General features: G+C 77.2%; 1 pseudogene. It reads left to right on the top strand.

Annotated features, from left to right (window positions below):
* Positions 1-434: 434 nt before the first annotated feature.
* Positions 435-825, top strand: a pseudogene (locus tag G3I53_RS31735) (hypothetical protein); the annotation flags it as partial.

The raw sequence follows: 825 nt of genomic DNA, 5'->3' as shown, positions 1-825 counted from the left end.
ACGTCGCGGGGGTCACGGAGGCCGGGGCCCGGTCCGGTGCGGTGTCCGGCGCCGCGCCGCTCCCGGGGACCCCGCACGCGGACAGGGCCGCTGTCACGACGAGGGCGACGACCACCGACGGCAGACGGCGGCGCGCGCGGACAGGGGCGGACGGCCGTCCCGCCCGGACCGGAGGGCGGTGCCGCCGGCCCTCTCGCGGTGGACGCTCGATCGATGAAGCCATGGGGTCAGCCTGACTTCGGCGGGCCGGAAACCGTCGGTCCGGCGCGCGGGTCCGCCACCGGTACCCCGAGTGGAGCAAGGCCCCGTCCGGGGGGGAACAGGCGTTCCGCGCACCGCGCGTGGGGACGGTGAACGTCCGGGAGGAGCCACGGGCCGGGCCGGGCGGCCGTAGCATGACGGGCCACCAGGACACCTACGGGAGGGGCACCGCCATGTCCGAGAGCACCGCTGCAGCCACGGATCTCACGTCCCACTACACCGCGCAGGTGGCGAGCGACCTCGAGCGCAACCTCAAGGAGCAGGAACGTATCAGCGGTGACATCGCCGCCCTGCAGCAGCAGTTGGCCGCGCTGCAGCACGACCACGCCGTCCTGCTGAGCGTGCAGCAGGCGCTGGGGGCCGTCCCCGCGCCCGTCACCCCGGCCGCGCCGCCGGAGGAGAAGGAGGCGCCGGCCGGGAGCGCGACCGTCCCGGCGCCACGGCGGAAACGGGGAGCCGAGGAGGCCGCGGAACAGCCGAAGCGCGGGAAGAGGAGCACGTCCGCGGCGCGGCGGGCCCCGGGGCGCGGGAACTCGGGCAAGGCGGCCGGGCGGGCCGCGGCCG

Origin of the sequence: Streptomyces sp. SID14436, assembly GCF_010548465.1 — a bacterium.
GTDB lineage: Bacteria > Actinomycetota > Actinomycetes > Streptomycetales > Streptomycetaceae > Streptomyces.
The sequence above is the reverse complement of the archived record's forward strand: the minus strand, read 5'-3'. Positions and strand labels throughout refer to the sequence as shown.